We start from the raw sequence: 22,538 nt of genomic DNA on the forward strand, positions 1-22,538 counted from the left end.
ACCCACAGCGCCCGTCACCGCCCCCGCCCCACCCCCCACGCCCTCCGCCGCAACGGCTCCACCACACACACCCCACCCACGAGCACCGCAACGCCCAACACCACTACCCACCGCTCATGCGCCACCCCCCACCGCCCATCCCGCACCGGCACGAACAACGCCCACCGCTCCGGCCAGAACAACAGGGCCACCACCGCCGAGGTCAGCAGACCGGAGGCGACCCGCGGCCCGGGCCGGACCGCCTCGCTGAAGCGCACCGCGGCCGCCGCCCCCGCCACCGCCAGGGCGAGCGCCGCCCCGGCCTCCAGCGTGATGTCGCCGACCGGCGGCCTCAGTTCCCCCGGCACGAGCAGCAGCGCGACCGTCCACCAGGCAGCCGCGGCCGGGACGACGAGGGCGACCCGGATTCCGATGCGCACCGGGCGCGGGGTCGGGACCGTGGCGGTGGTGTGCCGGGCCGGGTCGTCCAGCAGGAACACCAGGCCCATCGCGAAGGCCAGGACCGCCGCCCGCAGCAGCGGCAGCGCGAGCCACTCCCCCGCCTCGCCGGTCGCCCGTGACAGTCCGGCGATCAGCAGCCCCGTCGCGCCGGCGGCCCCCACCAGACCCAGGGGCAGGGTCCGGCAGACGGCGACGATCAACTCCCCGCTCAGTCGAGGCACTTGTCGTCTCCCTCGGGTGCCTTGACGCCCAGCAGCCCGGCCGCCCGGGCCGCCGTCACCTTCGGCGCGGTCAGTTCGGCCCAGTGGTCCTTCACGCGGGCCGTGACCTCGCCCCGGGGCCGCTCCAGCAGCTCGCGCAGCACCTCGGTCTGGGCGTCCGTCATGTACATCCCGTCCGTGGGATGGAGCACGAGGGCGGAGCCGGTCACGCTGTCGTCGAGGCGGACGCGGCGCAGCGCCGACACCGGGTCGGACTCCCATCCGAGGGCCAGCCACATCACGGTGACCATGCGCCCGTCGCACATCGAGGTCGACGCCTTCTCGTTCCCCGCGACCAGCACTCCGGCCACGGCCACCGAGAACTCGGGGACCCGGTTGCCGCCCCACCGGGTGCCCACGGTCACCTCGTGCGGGCGCTCCAGCGGCGTCAGCGCACCGTCGCCGGAGAGGCCGTAACGGGCCTCGATCCGCTGCCGTACGACGACGTCCTGCTCGTGCGCGCCGCCTCCGGCCAGGGACCGCACCCGGTCCACCACCCCGGCCCAGTCGTCGACCCGCGGCCCCCACTCGGGGAACGCGCAGTACGTCGATCCGTCCCGGCGGACGCAGGACTGCACCTGCTCGGGGTGCACGGTGGCGCGTTCCCGGGCCCGGACCAGTTCGGGGTCGTCGTCGCCCGTCTGCGCCTGGGCCACGCCGCCCACCAGGGTCATGGCCACGGCCCCGGCGACCCCGGCCATGACGACCGGTTTGCGGCCACCGGCGACCAGGACCGCCGTCAGGCCCAGGGACAGTGCCAGTCCGGCGAGGTAGAGGGCGTGCCAGCCGGCGGGCCGGCCCATCAGGTCGGACGGGAAGGTGTTGGAGGTGGCCTCGACGACGACCGGCATCAGCCAGCGGCTGGCGTCGTCGCTCGTGCCCCAGAAGAAGAGGAACAGGAAGAGGGAGAAGACGACCAGCAGCGGGGCCGCGAGCGCCGACCGCACCAGTCCGGCCAGGAGCAGTCCCAGCAGCCCCGCCAGCAGCACGGTCAGCGGTCCGACGAGCAGTTCGCCCACCGAGCCCTGGCCGATCGCGTCGGGCCTGAGCGCCTCCCGGCCGAACTGCACGGCCACGCACACGGCGACGAGCAGGGCCCCGGCGACGGCCGACAGCGCGTGGGCGACCGTACGCCGCCACGGCGGGAGCACCAGCACCGCGAAGTGCGGCTCGGTGCCGTGCCGTCGGGAGCGCAGCGCGGCGTGGTTGACGGACAGCAGGACCGCGAGGCCGACCAGCATCGGCGCGCTCTGGGTGGCGCGGTCGACGTCCTGGAGGGCCGGGAAGCCGTCCGAGTCCCGGCCGGTGCGCCACACGGTCCAGGCGATGTACAGGAGGAAGGCGATGATCACCGGCACCCTGGTCAGCAGCCGGCGCGTCTCGAAGAGGGCCAGGGCCAACACGGCGGACCACGAGCCTCCCGACTCGGCCCGCGCGGATGTCGGGACCGGCTTCTCCACCACGGCGGTCATGCGGCCACCTCCGCTCCGGCACCGTCGAGGGTGAGCAGGTAGCCGTCCTCCAGGGTCGGTTCGAGCAGCTCCGCCCCGTCCGGCGGATCCCCGACGTTGCGGAAGGTTCCGGTCCCCGTACGCCACCCCGCCTTGGCCCCGGGGTCGCGCTCCGCGCTGCTCCACACCCGCCCCGCGGCCCGGGCCGTCAGCTCGGCCGGTGTGCCCTCGAAGCGGACCCGGCCGCCGGCCATGACCAGCACCCGGTTGCAGAGCATGGCCACGTCCTCGGTCTGATGGGTGGAGAGCAGCACCGTGCGCCCCTCCCCGGCCCCCGCGATCAGCTCCCGGAACCGCATGCGCTGTTCGGGGTCCAGCCCGACGGTCGGCTCGTCCAGCACCAGGAACCCCGGATCGCCGACCAGGGCGGCCCCGAGGGCGACGCGCTGCCGCATGCCCCCGGACAGCTTGCGGATGCGCTTGCCCCGCACCTCGGCCAGTCCCACCTCGTCGAGCACCCGCCGCACCTCGCGGTGCCGGGCGGCCCGGTCGGTCATCTCCTTGAGGATCGCCACGTAGTCGACGAACTCGAAGGCGGTGAAGTCCGGGTGGAACCCGGGTGTCTGCGGCAGGTAGCCCAGACGCCGTCGTACCTCCTGCCGTCCGCGCGCGGTGCCCGGGTCGTGCCCGAGCACGGTGAAGGCGCCCCGGTCGGCGGGCAGGGCCGTGGCGAGCACCCGCAGCAGTGTGGTCTTGCCGGCGCCGTTGGGGCCGAGCAGCCCGGTGACGCCGCCGGTCAGCCGCAGCGACACGTCGTCGAGGGCGCGGGTGCCGCCGTAGCGGAGGCTGAGCCCGGAGGCGGACACGGTCGGAGTCATACGGCACGTCCCTGGAAGAGATCGAAACGGTCACGGAGGAGGAAGAGCAGCCCGGCCCCGAGCGCGGTGACCACCGCCGCCACGCCCTGCCCGGCCGGGGTGAACGGCGCGAGCGGCACCTCGGCCCCGGCCCGCAGCTCGTCGGCCGTGATCAGCAGCCCGACCCAGGCCACGCCGACCAGCGACGGCGCGAGCACGGGCCCGAGCCGGGGCGTCAGCGCCAGCCCGGCCGCGGTGAGCGCGAGGGCGGGCAGCAGCCAGGCCAGGGCCCGCAGCCCGTACCCGGGCAGCGCCAGCGTGGCCAGCCCGTTCAGCCCCAGCACCACGCCCAGCACGGCCACCGTCCGGATCATCAGCAGCCGGAACCCGTGCAGCGGCGCCACGACGGCCATCTCGTACGTCGGATCCAGCGCGGGGCCGTACGACAGCGCCACCCCGGCCAGCGGCAGCAGCGGCGCGAGGGCGAGGAACAGCGTCGGCCACTCCCCGCCCTGGACGGCGTGCGCCGCCCCGACGGTCAGCAGCAGCACCGCGACGACGGCCCCCAGCCAGGACCGCCGCAGCACCGGCGCCGCCGCCAGCAACCGCGCGGTGTGCCCGGCCACCCCGGCCCGCACCAGCAGCGCCTCCAGCATCCCCACGCGGGGCGCGTCGAGTTCGGCGTCGAGCCGCTCCCAGCCCGCGTCGAGCACGACGGGGTCACTCACCTCGGCCAGCGCCTCCCGGCACCGCGCGCACGAGGTCAGATGGGCATCGGCGGACCACACCGCGGGCGCGGCCAACTCCCCCCGCGCATAGGCGCGCAGGTCCTCCTCAGGCACGTGCCAACTCATGCCAACGCCTCCCGCAACTGCTTCCGGGCGCGCATCGCCCGTGTCTTGACCGTCCCCGGCGGAATTCCGAGCAGCACGGCCGCCTCCCGGGTCGTCAGCCCGTCGATCACGGTCGCCTGCAACACCGCCCGCAGCTCCGGCGACAGCCGGACCAGGGCGCCGGCGAGGTCCCCGTGCTCCACCCCCGCGAGCACGCGTTCCTCCGCCGACGCCTCGTCCCGGTGCCGCAGCCGTGCCAGCGCCTGCCGCAGCCGCCCCCGCGCCCCATCTCCGCGCAGCGCGTCCACCAGCCGCCGCGACCCGATGCGCCACAGCCACCCGGCCACATCGCCGTCCTCCCGGTAGCGGGCCTTGCCCCGCCACACCGCGAGGAACGTCTCCTGTACGACGTCGTCGACGACGCCCACGTCGGCGCACCGACCCCGCAGCCGGGCACGGAGCCACGGCGCGTACCGCCGGTACAGCTCCTCGAAGGCACGCCGGTCGGCGTCCGCGGCAACGGCCCGCAGCAGCTCCCCGTCGCTTCTCGTTTCGCTCACGCCACCTCATCGAACCGCCCGCTGCGAACGGTTCACGGAACCACGCCCGACTTTCCGGCCCACCACGGACCGACTCGGGGCCGCCTCTGGGAGCCACCGGGCCCCCGAGGCGCCGGGCCGCCGGGTCGCCGAGGCGCCGGGCCGCCGGGCCGCCGGGTCGCCGAGTCGCCGAGTCGCCGAGTCGCCGAGTCGCCGGGCTACCGGGCCGCAAGGCCGCCGGGCCACCGAGGCGCCGAGTCGCCGGGCTACCGGGCCGCAAGGCCGCCGAGTCACGGACAACTGGGCAACAGGCCACGGGGCCGCCAGGCCAAGAGGCCACCAGGCCGCAAGGCCGCAAGGCCGCAAGGCCGCAAGGCCGCAAGGCCGCAAGGCCGCAAGGCTGGCCGGCCACACGGCCGGTGTGGCGGCGGGCGGTCAGGCGCCATCGGGCCGCCAGGCCGAGTCACCGAGTCACGGACCACTGGGCAACAGGCCGCGAGGCCGCCAGGCCACAGGGCTGACCGGCCACACGGCCGGTGGTGGCGGCGGGCGGTCCGCGCCGCAAGACCACGAGGCCACCGGGCCACCGGGCCACCGGGCCACCAGGCCGAGTCACGCAGTCACGCAGTCACGGACCACTGGGCAACAGGCCACGAGGCCGCCAGGCCACAGGGCTGACCGGCCACACGGCCGGGTGGCAGCGGGCGGTCAGGCGCCACCGCGCCGCGAGTCCACCAGGCCACCGCGCCGCGAGGCCGCAAGGCCACGGCCCCGAGAAAGTTCATCCACACCCTGTGGGCAACCACCCAGCGACCGCCACCCCCACCGGCACACCCCCCGCGAGCCGCCCCCCGCTATCCCACACGTCATGTCTCCGTAACCATCGATTCAGACGAGCTTGCGACGCTCGGCCAATGAATCCCGCCGTGCCAGAGCCTTCACCGCCCCGAGAGGGGCACGGGAGGAACGGGAACACTCATGTGACGCCCCCGCTCCCGCCCGCGCTTTCCGACGCGCCCGTGATGCTCGCGGCGCGGAAGAATGGGTCCATGAACCAGCCGAACGCCCAGGCGCAGGTCCAGCACGCACAGCCCTCCGTGGGCTCCATCGCGGCCCACCGCCCGCACACCGTCGCGGCAGCGGTCTCCGATCTGGAACCCGACATCGATGCCGACCTCGACGCGTACGAGGAATCGCCGTACGACGGGCCCCAGCTGCCGCAGGGCAGGTTCCTCGACCGGGAACGCAGCTGGCTCGCGTTCAACGAGCGCGTTCTCGAACTCGCCGAGGACCCGAACACGCCCCTGCTGGAGCGGGCCAACTTCCTCGCGATCTTCGCCAGCAACCTGGACGAGTTCTTCATGGTCCGGGTCGCCGGTCTGAAGCGCCGTATCGCCACCGGCGTGGCCACCCGCTCCGCCTCCGGCCTCCAGCCGCGCGAGGTGCTGGAGATGATCTGGGCCCGCTCCCGCGAGCTCATGGCCCGGCACGCCGCCTGCTACCACGAGGACGTCGCCCCCGCACTCGCGGAGGAGGGCATCCACCTGGTCCGCTGGAGCGAGCTGGAGGAGAAGGAGCAGGCCCGCCTGTTCACCCTGTTCCGGCACCAGATCTTCCCCGTGCTGACGCCGCTGGCGGTCGACCCGGCCCACCCCTTCCCGTACATCTCCGGCCTCTCCCTGAACCTGGCCGTCGTCGTACGGAACCCGGTCACCGGCCACAAGCACTTCGCCCGGGTGAAGGTGCCGCCGCTGCTGTCGAGGTTCCTGGAGAGCTCCCCGGGCCGCTACGTCCCCATCGAGGACGTCATCGCCGCCCACCTGGAGGAGCTGTTCCCGGGCATGGAGGTCCTGGAGCACCACGCCTTCCGCCTGACCAGGAACGAGGACCTGGAGGTCGAGGAGGACGACGCCGAGAACCTGCTCCAGGCCCTGGAGAAGGAGCTCATGCGGCGCCGCTTCGGCCCGCCGGTGCGCCTGGAGGTCGAGGAGTCCATCGACCGCGAGGTCCTGGACCTGCTGGTGCGCGAGCTGAAGATCAGCGAGGCCGAGGTGTACCCGCTGCCGGGCCCGCTGGACCTCACCGGCCTGTTCCGGATCGCCTCCCTGGACCGGCCGGAGCTCAAGTACCGCAAGTTCGTCGCCGGCACCCACCGTGACCTGGCCGAGGTCGAGTCGGCGTCCGCGCCGGACATATTCGCCGCGCTGCGCGAGCGGGACGTCCTGCTGCACCACCCGTACGACTCGTTCTCCACCTCCGTCCAGGCCTTCCTGGAGCAGGCGGCCGGCGACCCGGACGTCCTCGCGATCAAGCAGACCCTGTACCGGACCTCGGGCGACTCCCCCATAGTCGACGCCCTCATCGAGGCCGCCGAGTCCGGCAAGCAGGTCCTGGTCCTGGTGGAGATCAAGGCCCGCTTCGACGAGCACGCCAACATCAAGTGGGCCCGCAAGCTGGAGGAGGCCGGCTGCCACGTGGTCTACGGCCTGGTCGGGCTGAAGACCCACTGCAAGCTGTCGTTGGTGGTCCGCCAGGAGGGCGAGACGCTCCGCCGCTACAGCCACGTCGGCACCGGCAACTACCACCCGAAGACGGCCCGCCTCTACGAGGACCTCGGCCTGCTCACGGCCGACCCCCAGGTCGGCGCGGACCTCTCGGACCTCTTCAACCGCCTCTCCGGCTACTCGCGCCGGGAGACCTACCGCCGTCTCCTCGTCGCCCCCAAGTCGCTGCGCGACGGTCTGGTCTCGCGGATCACCAAGGAGATCCAGCACCACCGCGCCGGGAGGCCCGCGCACGTCCGCATCAAGGTCAACTCGATGGTCGACGAGGCCGTCATCGACGCCTGCTACCGGGCGTCCCAGGCGGGCGTGCCGGTGGACATCTGGGTGCGCGGCATCTGCGCGGTGCGCCCGGGCGTGGAGGGCCTGTCGGAGAACATCCGGGTCCGCTCGATCCTCGGCCGCTTCCTGGAGCACTCCCGGGTGTTCGGCTTCGGCAACGGCGGCGAGCCCGAGGTGTGGATCGGCAGCGCCGACATGATGCACCGCAACCTCGACCGCCGGATAGAGGCCCTGGTCCGGGTCACCGACCCGGCTCACCGGGCGGCCCTGAACCGGCTGCTGGAGACCGGCATGTCCGACTCCACCGCCTCCTGGCACCTCGGCCCGGACGGCGACTGGACCCGGCATGCGACCGACGCGGACGGCCAGCCCCTGCGCAACGTCCAGGAGATGCTCATAGACGCCCGGAGGCGCCGGCGTGGCACAGCGACACCTTGACCCGACGGACCACGTGGCCGGTCCCGCCCCCACCGGGGACGCCCTCGCGGACTACCTGCGGGGCCAGGCCACGGAGTTCCTCCGAGCGCTGCGTCTGCACCGGGAGAACGGTTCGGGCGCGAACGGCTCGGAGGGGCCCGTCGACGCGGCCCTGGCCCTGCGCCGCGCCGCCCGCCGCATCAGCGCCACCCTGCACACGTTCCAGCCCCTCCTCGACACGGACTGGTCCGAGGGCATGCGCCCGGAACTGGCCTGGGTCTCGGGAACCCTGGCGATGGAACACGCGTACACCTCCCGCCTGGAACGCCTCCTGACCGCCCTGCACCGCCTCTCAGGCACCGACGCAACCGCCTCAACCGCCTCATCCGCGGGCGCACGTGCCAACGCAGCCGCCCCAGCCGCGGGCAGTCGTGCCGCTGGGGCGGCGCCCGTCCCACAGAGAGCGGCACCCCGCGACGCCGGGCTGCGCAACCCCCCGCCGGCAACACAGGAACGCGGCAACCTGACAGTCGGCGCGGCAAAAGCAGGCGCCCTCCTGGACCGCCAGCTCACCCTCGCCCGCACCCGAGCCCACTCCACAGCCCTCCAGGCCATGGGCTCCAGCCGCTTCCACGCCATCGCCGACAAGGTCGCCGTCCTCGCCAGCGAGGTCCCCCTCACCAAGACCGCCACCAGCACCGACCTCCGCCCCCTGGCGACCGCGGCCCACGACCGCCTCACCGACGCCGTGACCACCCTCCCCCTCGTCACCGCGGGCCACCCCTACAACGCCGCAGCGCTCATCCACGGCCTGTCCCCGGACACGGTCCCGCACCCGCAGGACGCCCCGTGGCACCAGGTCCGCCTGCTCCTGCGCCTGCACCGCTACGCCCGCGAGGTCGTCCTCGGCGAACCCGACGGCACCTCCGACCTGCGCCTGCTCGCCGCCGGCCAGGCCCTCAACCAGCACCGGGACGCCTCGGAGGCGGCGGCGGCCGCGGCCCAGGCGGCCCGCACCCCCCGCATCGCCCCGGCCACGGCCTACGCCCTCGGCGTGCTCCACGCCGACCAGCGGCACGAGGTGGAGGCGGCGCGCTTCACCTTCCAGCAGTGCTGGCAGAAGGAGGCGGTGACCGCCCGATGAGCCCGCGCCCCTCCGACGACACCACCGTGCTGGCGGCGGGCTGCGTCCTGTGGCGCCGCTCCCCCGCCACCGGCGAGCTGGAACTCTGCCTCGTCCACCGGCCGAAATACGACGACTGGTCCTTGCCGAAAGGCAAGCTGAAACGTGACGAGGAGGCCCTCGCCGGCGCGCTGCGCGAGGTCGCGGAGGAGACGGGCTGCCGGGCCGTGCCGGGACCCGAGCTGCACACCCTGCGTTATCTGGCGAACGGCCGCCCCAAACAGGTCCGCTACTGGGCCGCCGAGGCGACGACCTGTGCCTTCTCCCCTACGGACGAGGTGGACCGGGTCCTGTGGCTGACTCCGGCCGCCGCCCGCGCCCGCCTCACCCAGCCCCACGACCGTCCCTTGGTCGACGCGCTGCTCGCCGTACTGAACCGGCCACAGCCGGCCGGGAGAGCGGACTGACGCCGTCCGCCGTCACGGGAGCGACACGCGAGCAAAACGGAATCCTCACGTGCCCTCCCCGTGAGCATTCCGTGACCTAACCACACCGTCGGCAGGGGTTCACCCCGCGTTCATTTGCGCCCATCGGCGGCTTCACCTGATCTGCCTAATTTCAGCCTTACGCGACGCGAGCCGCGCCCACCGTGCGCGCTCCGTGTCACCCCGCTTTCGCACGCCGCCGAATTCAGGACGGCGGCTCTCGGAAGGAACTCAAGTGAAGCTTCAGCGCATGAACCGGCGGGCCCTCGCTCTCGGTGCTCTCGCCGTCTCCGGCGCCCTGACCCTCACGGCGTGCGGCTCGGACGAAACCGGCACCGGCAGCGGTGGCGCCTCCTCCGCCGCCGACGCCAGCAACATCAAGTGCGACGACGCCTCGGGCCAGGTACTCGCCGACGGCTCCTCCGCGCAGAAGAACGCGGTCGACGCCTGGGTCAAGCAGTTCTCGGCGGCGTGCAAGGTGGAGATCAACTACAAGGCCGGCGGTTCCGGTGCCGGTGTCACCGCGTTCACGCAGGGCCAGGTCCCCTGGGCCGGTTCGGACTCGGCACTGAAGCCCGAAGAGGTCAAGGCCTCCAAGAACGTCTGCAAGGGCGGCCAGGGCATCGACCTGCCGATGGTCGGCGGCCCGATCGCCGTCGGCTACAACGTCCCGGGTGTCGACAACCTCGTCCTGGACGCCCCGACGATCGCCAAGATCTTCGACAGCAAGATCACCAACTGGAACGACCCGGCGATCGCGAAGCTGAACCCCGACGCGAAGCTGCCCAACCTCAAGATCCAGGCGTTCCACCGCTCGGACGAGTCCGGCACCACGGACAACTTCACCAAGTACCTGATCGCCACCGCCAAGAAGGACTTCCCCTACGAGGGCGGCAAGGCCTGGCAGGCCAAGGGCGGCCAGTCCGCTCCGCAGTCCTCCGGGGTCGCCGCGCAGGTCAAGCAGACCGCCGGCGCGATCGGCTACTTCGAGCTGTCCTACGCCAAGGACGGCATCAAGACCGTCGCCATCGACACCGGCGCCAGCAAGCCGGTCCAGGCGACCGTCGAGAACGCCACCAAGGCCATCTCGGACGCCAAGGTCGTCGGCACCGGCAAGGACCTCTCCCTGGAGCTGAACTACGGCACCACGGCCGACGGCGCCTACCCGATGGTCCTGGTGACGTACGAGATCGTCTGCGACAAGGGCAACAAGGCCGAGACCCTGCCCGCCGTCAAGGCGTTCCTGCGCTACGCGGCCTCGGAGGACGGCCAGAAGATCCTCGCCGAGAACGACTACGCGCCCATGCCCGACGACATCATCGCCAAGGTCCGCACGACCGTCGAGAGCCTGGGCTGACCTCAGTGTGCGGTCCGGTCCCCCCAGCGGGAACCGGACCGCACCGTCCGGTGCACCGCCGCCAAGAGCCGCACAGCACGTGCGGTTCCGCAGACCGGAGAACCCGATGGACACACAACAGATAGCTGACGCACCTCCCCCCACCCAGCCGTCCGCGGCCGAGCAGAAGCGCGCGGCCCGTGGAGCCACCCGGCCCGGAGACCGGATCTTCCTCGGTCTCTCCCGTGGTTCGGGCATCCTGCTGCTGGTGATCATGGCCGCGATCGCGGGCTTCCTCACCTACCGCGCCGTGCTCGCCATCAGCAAGGACCACGGCAACTTCCTGACCACCTTCGAGTGGAACACCGGTGCCAACCCGCCGGTCTTCGGCATCGCGGTCCTGGCCTACGGCACGGTCGTCTCCTCGATCATCGCCATGATCATCGCGGTCCCGGTAGCGGTCGCCATCGCGCTGTTCCTCACTCACTACGCCCCGCGCCGGCTGCGCGGCCCGATCGCCTACGTGATCGACCTGCTCGCGGCCGTGCCGTCCATCGTCTACGGCCTGTGGGGCGCCCTGATCCTCGTACCGCACCTGAACGGCCTGTTCGGCTGGCTGAACGACTACCTCGGCTGGACCGGCATCTTCTCCTGGCAGGGCGGCGCCGCGCGCTCCATGCTCACCGTGGGCATCCTGCTCGCGATCATGATCCTGCCGATCATCACCAACGTGAGCCGTGAAGTCTTCCGGCAGGTCCCGCAGATGCACGAGGAGGCGGCCCTGGCGCTCGGCGCCACCCGCTGGGAAGTGATCCGCATGGCGGTCCTGCCCTTCGGCCGCTCCGGCGTGATCTCCGCGTCGATGCTCGGCCTCGGCCGCGCCCTCGGCGAGACCATGGCCGTGGCGACCGTCCTCTCCCCGGACTTCCTCATCCACGGCAGCCTGCTCAACCCGGGCGGCGGCACCTTCGCCCAGAACATCGCCAGCAAGTTCAGTGAGGCCACCGAGTTCGGCCGTGACGCGCTGATCGCCTCCGGCCTGGTCCTGTTCGTCATCACCCTGCTGGTCAACGGCGCGGCCCGCGCGATCATCGCCCGCCGCAAGGAGTACTCGGGGGCCAACGCATGAGCACCGCACCCTCCCTCACCGCCAAGCACCCCAGTAGCCTGCGCGGCGCCCGTCTGCCCAAGTGGGCTCCGTGGGCCATCGCCGCCGGATCCGTCGCCGTCGGAGTCGGCATCAGCGCCGCCGCCGGTCTGCACAGCAGCATCCAGTGGGCACTGATCGCCGCGATCCTCCACATCCTCGGGACGTACGTCATCGCGGCCCGGGTCGAGAACCGCCGCCAGGCCAAGGACCGCGTGGTCACCTCACTGGTGTGGGTCGCGTTCCTGCTCGCCGTGGTGCCGCTGGCCTCTCTGGTGTGGTCGACCGTCCAGCGTGGTGTGAAGGTCCTCGACGTCTACTTCCTGAGCCACTCGATGGGTGTGGTCGCCGACTCGGAGACGGGCGGCGGCATCTACCACGCCATTCTCGGCACGCTGGAGCAGGTCGGCCTCGCCACGCTGATCGCCGCGCCGGTCGGCGTGCTCACCGCGATCTACCTGGTGGAGTACGGACGCGGCAGCCTCGCCCGGGCCGTCACCTTCTTCGTCGACGTCATGACGGGCATCCCGTCGATCGTCGCCGGCCTGTTCATCCTCAGCCTCATGCTGATGTTCGACCTGGAGCCCTTCGGCTTCGCCGGCTCGCTCGCCCTCGCGATCCTGATGATGCCGGTCGTCGTCCGCTCCACGGAGGAGATGCTCAAGCTCGTCCCGAACGAGCTGCGCGAAGCCTCGCTGGCGCTCGGCGTGCCCAAGTGGCGCACCATCCTGAAGGTGGTCCTGCCGACGTCCATCGGCGGCATCACCACGGGCATCATGCTGTCCATCGCCCGTATCGCCGGTGAGACCGCGCCCGTGCTGCTGCTGGTGTTCGGCAGCAAGTTCATCAACGCCAACCCCTTCGAAGGTGCGCAGGCATCGCTCCCGCTGTACATCTACCAGCAGTACGGATCGGGCGAGGCCACGGCGTACGACCGCGCGTGGGCTGCGTCCCTCACGCTGATCGCCTTCGTGATGATCCTCAACCTGGTGGCCCGCGGGATCGCCCGCTGGAAGGCCCCGAAGACCGGTCGCTAAGACGTCAATATGCGGCTACCGCCGCCCGGGGCCCCACAGCGACCCCCAGACTCTGGAAGTGAAGTACTAATGGCCAAGCGAATCGACGTAAGCGGACTCACCGCCTACTACGGCTCCCACAAGGCGATCGAGGACATCTCGATGACCGTCGAGCCGCGCTCGGTGACGGCGTTCATCGGCCCGTCCGGCTGCGGCAAGTCGACGTTCCTGCGCACGCTGAACCGGATGCACGAGGTGACGTCCGGCGGCCGGGTCGAGGGCAAGGTGCTGCTGGACGACGAGGACCTCTACGGCGCGGGCATCGACCCGGTGTCGGTACGCCGTGAGGTCGGCATGGTGTTCCAGCGGCCGAACCCGTTCCCCACCATGTCGATCTTCGACAACGTGGCGGCGGGTCTGCGGCTGAACGGCAGCTACAAGAAGAGCGAGCTGGCGGACGTCGTCGAGCGCTCCCTCAAGGGCGCGAACCTCTGGAACGAGGTCAAGGACCGTCTGAACAAGCCCGGCTCGGGCCTCTCCGGCGGCCAGCAGCAGCGTCTGTGCATCGCGCGGGCGATCGCGGTCGAGCCGAACGTCCTGCTCATGGACGAGCCCTGCTCCGCCCTCGACCCGATCTCCACCCTCGCGATCGAGGACCTGATCGGGGAGCTGAAGGAGCGCTTCACGATCGTCATCGTGACGCACAACATGCAGCAGGCGGCGCGGGTCTCCGACCGCACGGCGTTCTTCAACCTCGCGGCGGTCGGCCAGCCCGGCAAGCTCATAGAGATCGACGACACGGAGCGGATCTTCTCCAACCCGTCGGTCCAGGCCACGGAGGACTACATCTCCGGCCGCTTCGGCTGATCAGCCGAGGGACATCCGAGACTCCTCGCGGTGCTGCATGGCGGTGCCACCGCGAGGCCGAAAAAGGGCCCGCCCCTCTCCCAGGGGCGGGCCTTTTCGTGTGCTCGGCTTCTGTCGTCCTCGGTACCAGTGACTAGAGGAACGCCAGATTCACGATCCAGAACGACGCGGCGGCGACGATCGCCGCGGCCGGCATCGTGATGAACCACCCCAGGATGATGTTCTTGGCGACACCCCACCGCACGGCGTTGACACGCTTGGTGGCCCCCACGCCCATGATCGCCGACGTGATGACGTGCGTCGTCGAGATCGGCGCCTTGAAAAGGAACGCCGTGGTGAACATGATCGACGCGCCCGTGGTCTCCGCGGCGAACCCCTGCGGCGGGTCGAGCTCGATGATCTTCCGCCCCAGCGTCCGCATGATCCGCCATCCACCGGCGTACGTGCCCAGCGACAGCATCACGGCACAGGCGATCTTCACCCACACCGGAATGGGATCGCCGTAGTCCTCGACATCCGCGATGACGAGAGCCATCACCACGATGCCCATGGTCTTCTGCGCGTCCTGCAGACCGTGCCCCAGCGCCATTCCGGCCGCGGAGACGGTCTGGGCTATGCGGAAGCCCCGCTTGGCCTTGTGCGGGTTCGCCTTCCGGAAGATCCACATGATCGCGGTCATCACGAGATAACCGGCGAGCAGACCGACGACCGGCGACACGAACATGGGGATGACGACCTTGTCGAGCACCCCGCTCCAGTAGACCGTCGTCCCGCCGGCCAGCGCCGCCCCGACCATGCCGCCGAACAGCGCGTGCGAGGAGGACGAGGGCAGGCCGAAGTACCAGGTGATGAGGTTCCAGACGATCGCCCCCACCAGCGCGGCGAAGAGGATCCCCATCCCCTTCGACCCGACGGGCGTCTGGATCAGCCCCTCACTGACCGTCTTGGCGACGCCGGAGCCCATGAACGCACCGGCGAGGTTCATCACCGCCGCCATGGCCAGCGCGGCCTTCGGCGTCAGCGCCCGGGTGGAGACGGACGTGGCGATCGCGTTCGCCGAATCGTGGAAGCCGTTGGTGTACGTGAAGAAGAGCGCGACCGCGATGGTCACGACCAGAGCAAAGGTGTCCATGAAGGGCTCAGGACTCCTTGACGGCGATGGTCTCCACCGTGTTCGCCACGTGCTCGAACGCGTCCGCCGCTTCCTCCAGCACATCCACGATCTGCTTGAGCTTCAGGACCTCCATGGCGTCGAACTTGCCGTTGAAGAGGTGCGCCAGCAGCTTGCGGTGGATCTGGTCGGCCTGGTTCTCCAGCCGGTTGACCTCGATCCAGTACTCGGTGAGGTTGTCCATGGTCCGCAGATGCGGCATCGCCTCGGCCGTCAGCTCGGCGGCGCGCGCCAGGACCTCGATCTGCTGCTCGACGCCCTTGGGCAGTTCCTCGACGTTGTAGAGGACGACCAGGTCGACGGCCTCCTCCATGAAGTCCATGATGTCGTCGAGGGACGAGGCGAGGGAGTAGATGTCCTCGCGGTCGAACGGCGTGATGAACGAGGAGTTCAGCTGGTGGAAGATCGCGTGCGTGGCATCGTCACCTGCGTGTTCCGCTGCCCGCATACGCTCTGCGATCTCGGCCCGGGCGGAGGCGTCCGCCCCGAGCAGTTCCATCAGGAGCTTCGAGCCCGTGACGATGTTGTCCGCGGAGGCGGCGAACATGTCGTAGAAGCTCGTCTCCCTGGGGGTCAGACGAAAGCGCACGTGGGGTCCTCGGGGTGCTTCGGTTTCGGTCAGGCTGATGCTAGGCGCATCATCCGGCCACGGCTATCGGGCCGTCCCCCAGTGTCGCCCATCGGGCAAGGTGCTGAGCACGGGGGCGGCCCAGGGTCTGGATCAGGCCGTTGCGCAGGGCTTCGGCCAAGGGGCGTATACCCAGCAAAGTTCGGTACCATATACCCACCAGGGGTATATGTCGGCTCACTGCCCACCAGGAGGACGCGATGACGGACGTGACCGACGTAACGAACGCCGGGGATGCCTCGGATGTCGCGAACGTCACCGAGACCACAGCCGGTACGGACATCGTGACCGACCATGACCGCGGCGTCCACGGGTACCACAAACAGAAGGACGAACACCTCAAGCGCCTGCGCCGTATCGAGGGCCAGATCCGCGGCCTCCAGCGCATGGTCGACGAGGACGTCTACTGCATCGACATACTCACGCAGGTCTCCGCCTCCACCAAGGCCCTGCAGTCCTTCGCCCTGCAACTGCTGGAGGAGCACCTGCGGCACTGCGTCGCCGACGCGGCCCTCAAGGGTGGTGACGAGATCGACGCCAAGGTCAAGGAGGCGACCCAGGCGATCGCCCGGATGCTGCGGACGTGAGCCCGGCCGGATTCATCCGCGGGAGGCGTCCCGCTCCTCGGCCACTTTCAGCACTTCGTCGATGCTCTCCAGGCTGAGCCGCTCCTGAGCGGCCGAAGCCGCGATGATCAGCTCACCGCACAGCTCGATCTCGGCGAGGGCCACGTGGTCCTGAACTGCCGTACCGCCGACCGGAGCCACGTGCATCACCTCATCTCTGCCGTTGCCGACTTCCTAGAGTAGGGAGCGGCATACACACCGCGCATGGCACGGACGGGCTAGTTCGCGCCGGTCACCCCTCGGCGATCTCGCCCGCGTAGATGTCGTCGGTGTCCGGCAGCCGTACGCGCGCCGAGGCCCCGAAATCGTAGAGCAACGTCGTCGAGGCGACCGCGACCGGGCTCTTCTGCTGCCCGCCCACGAAACTGAACCGGTGCCGGACCTTCCGGATGCGCCCCTCGTCGTCGAGGTAGACGTCGAACGGCACTTCGGCCGTGGCGAACCCTCGCGCCGCCGCGTTCAGGGGTGTCCGGTTGCCGCCGGAGGCCCGCTTCGCGGCATCACCGAGATCGGCAGTCCCCCGGTAGTGCCGCACCCCGGTGCCCGCCACCTCGGTCCGTCCGACATACCTGGCCGACCGGGTCCCGCGCAGCACCTCGGCCGCCGCGAACGGGTCCGTGGCCCCACCGGTGACGAGATTCCCGTCGGACAGGGTCCGCGTCTCCACCCGCACCCACTTGTCCGGCGGCACACCTGCCCCCCGGTTCTTCATGAAGAGCGCCCCGGGCGCGAGCAGTTCGGTGATGGGCCGGTGCTCGGTGGCCCCCGCGGGATCCTGCGGCAGCAACACCCGCAGCCTTCCCATCCGCTTCCGGTAGTCGTACACCCCCGCGCCCCGGATGGTCACCCGGGTCCCGCCGGTGGCCATCTCCATCGACGTACGGGCCTTCGAACTCCCCGCCTCCACCAGCCGGTCGGCCGCCCGCCGCAGCACGACGACGGCGTCCCCACCACGGGAGTCACCGGCCGCGGCGTCACCCCCGGCGCACCCTCCGGCTCCCAGCCCCACCCCGGCCACGATCGCGGCCGCGACGACCGCCGCACCCATCCGCCTGTGCCGCCGCTCCCGCTGCCGTCCAGTCATCGCCTGCCTACCCCCAGCCGGTACGTCCGTCACGGGCCCCTCGTTGTTCCGGTTAACGACCGGTATGTGCCCTCGTCACGCGAGCCCGCGAGAGCCGGCATGCGAACCCTTTACCCGCCCTGGGTAACGTTGTCGGCGTGGCGCAGCAGGACGGTCCGGAACACCGCACCGCAACAACGGACAAAGGCCGCTTCTCCATGGCCACCTGCACCTGCGGCTGGCAGGGCCCAGCCAGAAGAGCAAGAAGCCAGGCCCGCACGGACGCGGAACAGCACAAGGCGAGCTGAAACCGCTGAGCTGCGGGCAGTCGTGCCGCTGCCCCAGCTGCGGGCAGTCGTGCCGCTGGGGGCGGCACGGGTGGGCGCAGCGGCACCCCGCCACGCCGGGCTGCCCCCCCGCCCCCAGCCCTACCGAACAGCACCCTCACAAACGCCGAGCTCCGCCCCCGGCACTATGGAACCCCCGCGCCCACCACCCCGTCTCCCACGACGGAACCACCGGGAGGCCCCATGGAACGGCGCACATTCCTCACAGCCGGCACGGCAGGCATGGCCACAGCCGCAATACCCTTCACCGCCGCGTGCACACAGTCCGACACCGGCCCCGGGGCCTCACCCACCACCAGAACAGCGACCACAACCACCACCACGACCACAAGCACGACCACGGCCTCGAAGACGAGGGCCACCGCCGCCAACTGGTCCGCCCTGGCCCGCGACCTCGACGGCCCCCTCATCCGCCCGGGCGACACCGCCTGGCCAACGGCCCACCAGCTCTACAACACCCGCTTCGACACCCTGAAGCCCGCCGCGGTCGCCTACGTCTCCCACCCGGACGACATCCGCACCACCCTGGCCTACGCCCGCACCCACGCCCTGCACATGGCCATCCGCAACGGCGGCCACTCCTACGCGGGCTGGTCCTCCGGCAACGGCCGCCTGATCATCGACGTCTCGAAGCTCAACCGCGTCCGCGCCTCCGGCAACACCGCCGTGATCGGCGCCGGTTCCAAACTCATCGACGTCTACCGCGCCCTCGCCGCGAAGGGCGTGACGATCCCCGCCGGCTCCTGCCCCACCGTCGGCGTCTCCGGCCTCACCCTCGGCGGCGGACACGGCGTGGTCTCCCGCGCCTACGGTCTGACCTGCGACAGCCTGACCCAGGCCACCCTGATCACCGCGGACGGCAAGCAGCTCACCGCCGACGCCCGCGAGAACAAGGACCTCTTCTGGGCCCTGCGCGGCGCCGGCAACGGCAACTTCGGCGTCGTCACGGAACTGCACTTCAAGACCCACCCGGCCCCGCAGGGCGTCTCGGCGTACCTGTCCTGGCCCTGGTCGAAGGCGGCCGCGGTGGTGAAGGCCTGGCAGGAGTGGGGCCCGTCACAGCCCGACGAGATCTGGTCGTCCCTCCACCTCGCGAACGCCGCCGGCGGCAACCCGACCGTCTCCGTGGCGGCCTTCTCCCTCGGCACCTACGGCGAACTGAAGAACGCGGTCGACCGCCTCGCCGACCGCGTCGGCGCCCCGGCCCGCAGCGTCTCCCTGAAGCGCCGCTCGTACGAGGAGTCCATGGAGGTGTACGCCGGCTGCTCCTCGTTCCCGACGGACGCCCAGTGCCACCTCCCCGGCTCGACCCCGGGCCGTTCCCCGAAGGGCGCGCTGGGCCGCGAGACGTACGCCGCGGCATCGGACTTCTTCGACCGCTCCCTGTCCGCGGCCGGCATCCACACCCTGCTGTCCCAGATCAAGTCGGTGCGCGGCGGCACCGGCAGCATCGCGCTCACCGCCCTGGGCGGGGCGATCAACCGGGTCTCCCCGACCTCCACGGCCTTCGTCCACCGCCGCTCGCGCATGCTGGCCCAGTACATCGCCGCCTGGCGCCCGGGCACGACGGGCTCCACGGCCCGCGACTGGCTGGCCTCGGCCCACAAGTCCATGCGCCCCCACGCCTCGGGCGCGGCCTACCAGAACTACACGGACCCCACCCTGACCGACTGGCGCAAGGCGTACTACGGCGAAGCATCGGCCCGCCTGACCAAACTGAAGCACCAGTACGACCCGAACCGCTTTTTCACCCACCCACAGGCTCTCTAGAATCTCCCCCCTGCATCGCAGCCGTTTCACGCCACGATCAGGGGGAGGCCTCATGCGGCACCGTTCAACTCCGGTCACCACGACTCTGGGTGGAGCGGCGCTGGTGTGCACGGCCGGCGCGTTGGGTGCGGCGGTCGTGCGGTACGACGCGGACGCCCCGCGGCTGGACGTCTTGGTGCCGTTGGCTCTGGCCGCCCTGCTCGCCGGAGGCTGGCTGGTGGCTGTCCGGGCGGCGCCGCCCGTTGAGCGGCTACCGGACCCTGCTGCCTGGCAGGGGATACCCGGCACGCTGGGGGCGATACGCCGCGACTGGGGGTACGTCGCCGCGGCGTATCTCACCGCCTGGGCCCCGTACGCCGCAGCGCGCGCCGCCTACGGCAAGGGCGGGTCGGTCGTCGGCAGTGCGTACTGCGGGCTCACCCTGCTCTTCGGTGTCGTGGTGTCCCTGTATGCCATCGGTCTGCTCACCGGCCAGCTCGGTGCCGCGCAACGGATGCTCGCGGAGGATGCCGCCTCGGGCAGTGTGCACGCGGTCCGTGTCCGGTTCGGTACGGCGGTGCGCGAGGAGTACCGGCGGCCCACCGGTACCGGTGTCGGCCGCATCCTGACCACCAGCTCGTACTACGTCGACCTGGTGCCCGACGGCGGTCCCGACGGCGGTCCCGACGGCCAAGGGGCCGTCCAGCTCAAGGCCATGTACGCCGGCGACAATTTCCGCATACCGATCGGTGAGAAACACCTGTCCTACGCCGCTGCCCAGCTGTCCGGTCACTCCGGCTGGCTGTGCTGGCCCACGCGGTGGAAGGACATCGCGGGCACGGACAAGCAGCGTGAGGTTTCCGCCGCGTTCGTCGCCGACACCGGCCACGTGGTCTGGGGCCAGATGGCAGAACAGGACTGGGAGCCCTGGCTGCGCGGCGAGGCAGCACCGGTGCGCGAGACCGACAGCGGGCTCACCGCCGAGCCGCTTCCCCACCCGTCCCGGTTCCGTCCGAAGGTGCATACCCGAACCCTGCTCATCACGGTGGCCGCGGCGCTCACCGCGGTCCCCTACCTGCTCGGTGCCGTGCCGTACGAACTGGGCCTGGTACTCGGCGCGGGCGCGGGATTCCTCACTCTCGCCGCAGCAGCGCGCTTGAGCGTTATCGGCGTCACAAAACAGAACATGGACCCAAACCTGTGGACCACCCGCACCAAGACCCACCCATCACTACGCTGAGCCGCCGCCCCTAGCTGCGGGCAGTCGTGCCGCTTGGGGCGATGGGGGTCCCCCCTGCTCGAGCGAAGTCGAGAGCTTGGGGGAGGGTGGGCGCAGCGGCACCCCGCCACGCCGGGTTGCGAAACCCCCCGCACCCAGCCCCAACACCCAGCACGACACACGACGCACGGCGCCCTACACACGGCGCACTACGCACGACACACGACGCCCTACGCAGCAAGGTCCCTCTCGGACGCCCCGGCCCGCTCACTCCGAGCCCCGGGAATCACCGCGTCCCCCGCCCCGGCACCCCGCCCTCCGGCCCGAACGACCCACCCCACCCGAGGCGACCGCTCCACAGCCCGCACCACCGGCGTCAACAGGGCCATGGCCACCGGCGACAGCAACAACGCCACAGCCGTCCCCAGCGCGAACCCACCGATGACATCCGTCGGATAGTGCACACCCATGTACACCCGGATGAACCCACCAAACACCGCCAGCACCAGCGCGACCAGCCCGAACTTCCGGTTCGCGACGAACAGTCCGACCGCCATCGCCATGACGAGCGTCGCGTGATCGCTCACGAACGAGTAGTCGGTCTTACCGCTGACCAGCACCTCGAGCCCTTGGTGGTCGAGGAACGGCCGGGGCCGCTCCACGAACCCGCGTATGGGCACGTTGACCAGCACGGCGATGCCCGCCGCGAGCGGCGCCCAGGCCAGCGCCGCGACGGAGGACGCCGCGTCCTCGTCACCCCGGCGCCGCACGGTCCACCAGCACCACAGCACGAGCAGGACGATGCCGAGCAACAGCCCGTATTCGCCCACGAACTCCATGACCCGGTCGAACCACGGCGGTGCGTCCTTGGCCAGGCCATTGATGTCGTAGAGCAGGTCGACGTCAGGGTTCGACCCGGATTCGGCGAGTCCAGCCATGGTGCTGCGGCCCCTTCGTCGTCTCTCTCGGCGCACCTGTGCGTGCGCCGTTCCTGCCACCCCCGTGGTTTGTAGATCCGCTTCCGCTGCACTGACGTCCGCTCGGCTACGTCACCAGGAACGCACGGTCCCCGTTGATACGTTCCACACTCCACCGAATGATCACGCAGACGTTATCGAAGAGAGATACGTCTTCGCAGCTCAGGGGGTGGGTTCACGTTCGGCTCACACCGTCGTGGGCAGCGCTTTCGCGCCATCTTCGGTGACCCGGGTGGCTCCGAAGTAGTCAGGGGTGTCGATCGGGTCGAACCGGATCACGGCGCCCGTTCGCGGCGCGTCGATCATGTACCCACCGCCGACGTAAATGCCGACATGCCGGATGGCGCGGGAATTGGTGAGGTCGTCCGAGAAGAACACCAGGTCGCCGGGGAGCAGTTCGTCCCGCTTGGGGTGCGGTCCGGCGTTGTACTGGTCGTTGGCGACGCGCGGCAGCTGGACGCCCACACTCTCGTACGCGGCCTGCGTCAGCCCGGAGCAGTCGAAGCGTCCGCCCTGCTCAGCGGTACCGGTGCCGCCCCACAGGTAGGGCGTGCCGAGCTTCTTCTGCGCGTACTCGATGGCGCCGGCGGCCTGCTCGGAGGGATCGACCCGCCCGACGGGCGCCGCGAAGCTCTTGGAGAGCGTCGTGATCGTCTTGACGTAGTTCTGCGTCTCGCTGTACGGCGGCACACCCTTGTACTTGATCACCGCGTACGCCCCCGCGTTGTACGCGGCCAGCATGTTTTCGGTCGGATTCCCGCCAACGCCCTTCACGTACGAGGCGAGCTCACAGTCGTACGACGCGGCAGAGGGGATCGCGTCCTTCGGGTCCCATACGTCCCGGTCGCCGTCCCCGTCCCCGTCGATGCCGTGCGAGGCCCAGGTGCCGGGGATGAACTGCGCTATCCCCTGGGCGGCGGCCTGGCTCTGCGCCTTCGGGTTGAACCCGCTCTCCTGGTACAGCTGGGCGGCCAGCAGGGCCGGACTGATGGCGGGGCACAGGTTGCCCCACTTCTGCACGAGGGCCGAGTACGCGGCGGGCACCGCCCCCTTGGCGAGCGCCTTCGCCCCGCCGCCCACGCCGTTCACCAGATTCCCGGCAACGATGTAGACCCCCACGACGAGCAGCATCACGAAGGCCAG

The 22,538-nt window shown here is 70.9% G+C and carries 21 protein-coding genes; 10 read left to right on the top strand and 11 right to left on the bottom strand.

The window, feature by feature from the left end:
* Positions 1-14: 14 nt before the first annotated feature.
* Genes ABEA82_RS19915 through ABEA82_RS19935 form a run of 5 tightly spaced genes read right to left on the bottom strand, consistent with a single transcriptional unit; the run spans position 15 to position 4,402 of the window.
* Positions 15-662, bottom strand: coding sequence for an ABC transporter (locus tag ABEA82_RS19915; protein WP_345662888.1), 648 nt, complete (start codon positions 660-662; stop codon positions 15-17).
* A complete protein-coding gene (locus ABEA82_RS19920) occupies positions 650-2,173 on the bottom strand; it encodes an ABC transporter permease (RefSeq protein WP_345662889.1) in 1,524 nt (507 codons plus the stop codon). Before ABEA82_RS19920 ends, ABEA82_RS19915 begins: the two co-directional genes overlap by 13 nt.
* A complete protein-coding gene (locus ABEA82_RS19925; protein WP_345662890.1) occupies positions 2,170-3,030 on the bottom strand; it encodes an ABC transporter ATP-binding protein in 861 nt (286 codons plus the stop codon). The genes ABEA82_RS19920 and ABEA82_RS19925 overlap by 4 nt, the downstream gene beginning before the upstream one ends.
* Positions 3,027-3,863, bottom strand: a complete 837-nt coding sequence (locus tag ABEA82_RS19930; RefSeq protein WP_345662891.1) for an anti-sigma factor — start codon at positions 3,861-3,863, stop codon at positions 3,027-3,029. The genes ABEA82_RS19925 and ABEA82_RS19930 overlap by 4 nt, the downstream gene beginning before the upstream one ends.
* Entirely contained in the window at positions 3,860-4,402 is a 543-nt protein-coding gene (locus ABEA82_RS19935; RefSeq protein WP_345662892.1) for an RNA polymerase sigma factor, read from the bottom strand. The genes ABEA82_RS19930 and ABEA82_RS19935 overlap by 4 nt, the downstream gene beginning before the upstream one ends.
* 1,028 nt (positions 4,403-5,430) lie before the next feature.
* Between ABEA82_RS19935 and ABEA82_RS19940 the strand changes: the two genes are divergently transcribed.
* The 7 genes from ABEA82_RS19940 to pstB all read left to right on the top strand — a co-directional run bounded on the left by ABEA82_RS19940 (position 5,431) and on the right by pstB (position 13,615).
* Entirely contained in the window at positions 5,431-7,662 is a 2,232-nt protein-coding gene (locus tag ABEA82_RS19940; RefSeq protein WP_345662893.1) for an RNA degradosome polyphosphate kinase, read from the top strand.
* A complete protein-coding gene (locus ABEA82_RS19945; protein WP_345662894.1) occupies positions 7,643-8,785 on the top strand; it encodes a CHAD domain-containing protein in 1,143 nt (380 codons plus the stop codon). Before ABEA82_RS19940 ends, ABEA82_RS19945 begins: the two co-directional genes overlap by 20 nt.
* A complete protein-coding gene (locus ABEA82_RS19950) occupies positions 8,782-9,231 on the top strand; it encodes an NUDIX hydrolase (protein ID WP_345662895.1) in 450 nt (149 codons plus the stop codon). Before ABEA82_RS19945 ends, ABEA82_RS19950 begins: the two co-directional genes overlap by 4 nt.
* 253 nt (positions 9,232-9,484) lie before the next feature.
* Positions 9,485-10,606, top strand: a complete 1,122-nt coding sequence (pstS, locus tag ABEA82_RS19955) for a phosphate ABC transporter substrate-binding protein PstS (RefSeq protein WP_345662896.1) — start codon at positions 9,485-9,487, stop codon at positions 10,604-10,606.
* Between the two features lie 106 nt (positions 10,607-10,712).
* Complete coding sequence (gene pstC / locus ABEA82_RS19960; protein ID WP_345662897.1) at positions 10,713-11,714, top strand: phosphate ABC transporter permease subunit PstC; 1,002 nt, start codon at positions 10,713-10,715, stop codon at positions 11,712-11,714.
* On the top strand, positions 11,711-12,769 hold the full coding sequence (gene pstA / locus ABEA82_RS19965) for a phosphate ABC transporter permease PstA (protein ID WP_345662898.1): 1,059 nt from the start codon (positions 11,711-11,713) through the stop codon (positions 12,767-12,769). The genes pstC and pstA overlap by 4 nt, the downstream gene beginning before the upstream one ends.
* Positions 12,770-12,838: 69 nt before the next feature.
* Entirely contained in the window at positions 12,839-13,615 is a 777-nt protein-coding gene (pstB, locus tag ABEA82_RS19970; protein WP_345662899.1) for a phosphate ABC transporter ATP-binding protein PstB, read from the top strand.
* A 133-nt stretch (positions 13,616-13,748) separates the two neighbouring features.
* On the opposite strand, the gene ABEA82_RS19975 is transcribed toward pstB, so the two are convergent.
* Both ABEA82_RS19975 and ABEA82_RS19980 read right to left on the bottom strand, forming a co-directional pair.
* Positions 13,749-14,747: an inorganic phosphate transporter gene (locus tag ABEA82_RS19975; RefSeq protein WP_345662900.1), complete on the bottom strand. Its 999-nt coding sequence runs from the start codon at positions 14,745-14,747 to the stop codon at positions 13,749-13,751.
* A gap of 7 nt (positions 14,748-14,754) precedes the next feature.
* Positions 14,755-15,375, bottom strand: coding sequence for a DUF47 domain-containing protein (locus ABEA82_RS19980; protein ID WP_345662901.1), 621 nt, complete (start codon positions 15,373-15,375; stop codon positions 14,755-14,757).
* Between the two features lie 239 nt (positions 15,376-15,614).
* Between ABEA82_RS19980 and ABEA82_RS19985 the strand changes: the two genes are divergently transcribed.
* The gene (locus tag ABEA82_RS19985) at positions 15,615-16,001 is read left to right on the top strand and encodes a metal-sensitive transcriptional regulator (RefSeq protein ID WP_003991268.1); all 387 of its coding nucleotides are present in this window, start codon (positions 15,615-15,617) and stop codon (positions 15,999-16,001) included.
* A 12-nt stretch (positions 16,002-16,013) separates the two neighbouring features.
* Here ABEA82_RS19985 and ABEA82_RS19990 read toward each other — a convergent pair whose 3' ends face one another.
* On the bottom strand, positions 16,014-16,181 hold the full coding sequence (locus ABEA82_RS19990) for a hypothetical protein (RefSeq protein WP_345662947.1): 168 nt from the start codon (positions 16,179-16,181) through the stop codon (positions 16,014-16,016).
* Positions 16,182-16,272: 91 nt separating this feature from the next.
* The gene (locus tag ABEA82_RS19995) at positions 16,273-17,124 is read right to left on the bottom strand and encodes an SCO4651 family lipoprotein (protein ID WP_345662902.1); all 852 of its coding nucleotides are present in this window, start codon (positions 17,122-17,124) and stop codon (positions 16,273-16,275) included.
* Positions 17,125-17,633: 509 nt separating this feature from the next.
* Between ABEA82_RS19995 and ABEA82_RS20000 the strand changes: the two genes are divergently transcribed.
* Complete coding sequence (locus ABEA82_RS20000; protein ID WP_345662903.1) at positions 17,634-19,220, top strand: FAD-binding oxidoreductase; 1,587 nt, start codon at positions 17,634-17,636, stop codon at positions 19,218-19,220.
* Positions 19,221-19,272: 52 nt separating this feature from the next.
* Positions 19,273-20,439 (top strand): hypothetical protein, encoded by a 1,167-nt coding sequence (locus ABEA82_RS20005; protein WP_345662905.1) that lies wholly within the window; start codon positions 19,273-19,275, stop codon positions 20,437-20,439.
* A 209-nt stretch (positions 20,440-20,648) separates the two neighbouring features.
* Here the strand turns inward: ABEA82_RS20005 and ABEA82_RS20010 are convergent, their stop codons facing one another.
* Both ABEA82_RS20010 and ABEA82_RS20015 read right to left on the bottom strand, forming a co-directional pair.
* On the bottom strand, positions 20,649-21,356 hold the full coding sequence (locus ABEA82_RS20010; protein WP_345662907.1) for a phosphatase PAP2 family protein: 708 nt from the start codon (positions 21,354-21,356) through the stop codon (positions 20,649-20,651).
* Positions 21,357-21,581: 225 nt separating this feature from the next.
* Complete coding sequence (locus tag ABEA82_RS20015; protein ID WP_423655919.1) at positions 21,582-22,526, bottom strand: C40 family peptidase; 945 nt, start codon at positions 22,524-22,526, stop codon at positions 21,582-21,584.
* Positions 22,527-22,538 lie beyond the last annotated feature (12 nt).

Origin of the sequence: Streptomyces venetus (genome assembly GCF_039540295.1) — a bacterium.
Taxonomy (GTDB): domain Bacteria; phylum Actinomycetota; class Actinomycetes; order Streptomycetales; family Streptomycetaceae; genus Streptomyces; species Streptomyces venetus.

Excerpts from the sequence above, each read along its gene's own strand:
- ABEA82_RS19920 (WP_345662889.1), bottom strand. The coding sequence starts at position 2,173 with ATGACCGCCGTGGTGGAGAAGCCGGTCCCGACATCCGCGCGGGCCGAG.
- ABEA82_RS19925 (WP_345662890.1), bottom strand. The coding sequence starts at position 3,030 with ATGACTCCGACCGTGTCCGCCTCCGGGCTCAGCCTCCGCTACGGCGGC.
- ABEA82_RS19930 (WP_345662891.1), bottom strand. The coding sequence starts at position 3,863 with ATGAGTTGGCACGTGCCTGAGGAGGACCTGCGCGCCTATGCGCGGGGG.
- ABEA82_RS19940 (WP_345662893.1), top strand. The coding sequence starts at position 5,431 with ATGAACCAGCCGAACGCCCAGGCGCAGGTCCAGCACGCACAGCCCTCC.
- ABEA82_RS19950 (WP_345662895.1), top strand. The coding sequence starts at position 8,782 with ATGAGCCCGCGCCCCTCCGACGACACCACCGTGCTGGCGGCGGGCTGC.
- pstC (WP_345662897.1), top strand. The coding sequence starts at position 10,713 with ATGGACACACAACAGATAGCTGACGCACCTCCCCCCACCCAGCCGTCC.
- pstA (WP_345662898.1), top strand. The coding sequence starts at position 11,711 with ATGAGCACCGCACCCTCCCTCACCGCCAAGCACCCCAGTAGCCTGCGC.
- pstB (WP_345662899.1), top strand. The coding sequence starts at position 12,839 with ATGGCCAAGCGAATCGACGTAAGCGGACTCACCGCCTACTACGGCTCC.
- ABEA82_RS19975 (WP_345662900.1), bottom strand. The coding sequence starts at position 14,747 with ATGGACACCTTTGCTCTGGTCGTGACCATCGCGGTCGCGCTCTTCTTC.
- ABEA82_RS19985 (WP_003991268.1), top strand. The coding sequence starts at position 15,615 with ATGACGGACGTGACCGACGTAACGAACGCCGGGGATGCCTCGGATGTC.
- ABEA82_RS19995 (WP_345662902.1), bottom strand. The coding sequence starts at position 17,124 with ATGACTGGACGGCAGCGGGAGCGGCGGCACAGGCGGATGGGTGCGGCG.
- ABEA82_RS20000 (WP_345662903.1), top strand. The coding sequence starts at position 17,634 with ATGGAACGGCGCACATTCCTCACAGCCGGCACGGCAGGCATGGCCACA.
- ABEA82_RS20005 (WP_345662905.1), top strand. The coding sequence starts at position 19,273 with ATGCGGCACCGTTCAACTCCGGTCACCACGACTCTGGGTGGAGCGGCG.
- ABEA82_RS20010 (WP_345662907.1), bottom strand. The coding sequence starts at position 21,356 with ATGGCTGGACTCGCCGAATCCGGGTCGAACCCTGACGTCGACCTGCTC.
- ABEA82_RS20015 (WP_423655919.1), bottom strand. The coding sequence starts at position 22,526 with ATGCTGCTCGTCGTGGGGGTCTACATCGTTGCCGGGAATCTGGTGAAC.